The 428-nt window shown below is 63.3% G+C and carries 1 protein-coding gene; it reads left to right on the top strand.

Annotation, left to right across the window (positions count from 1 at the left end):
• Window positions 1–428 (top strand): putative zinc-binding metallopeptidase (locus AC0L20_RS39955; RefSeq protein ID WP_473295660.1); only part of this gene is annotated, 428 nt, incomplete at both ends.

Raw genomic sequence — 428 nt, 5'->3', positions numbered from 1 at the left:
ACCTCGACACACCGGCTGCCTGCAACTGGCTGCTCCCGGCGCATAGCACCTTTTCCTTGTGCGTGGCCTGCAGCCTGAACCGCACCATTCCCGACTTATCGGTCCCGGAAAACCCCGAGCGCTGGCGCAAGGTGGAAACCGCCAAGCGCCGACTGGTGGCGCAGCTGATCAGTCTGGGCCTGCAGGTGGTGCCCAAATGCGTCGACGAAGACACCGGCCTGGCATTCGATTTCGTCGGCATCGACCTGGCAGGCAATGCGCCCACCACCGGTCACGCCAACGGCCTGATCACCCTCGACATCAAGGAGGCCGACGACGCCCATCGTGAAAAGGTTCGCGTGCAGATGCGCGAGCCCTATCGCACGTTGCTCGGCCACTTTCGCCATGAAGTCGGCCACTACTACTGGGATCGCCTGATCGCCAACAGC

Source organism: Bradyrhizobium sp. Kon58, from assembly GCF_055807455.1.
Note: the sequence above shows the minus strand (reverse complement) of the source record. Positions and strands in the feature narration are given on the sequence as shown.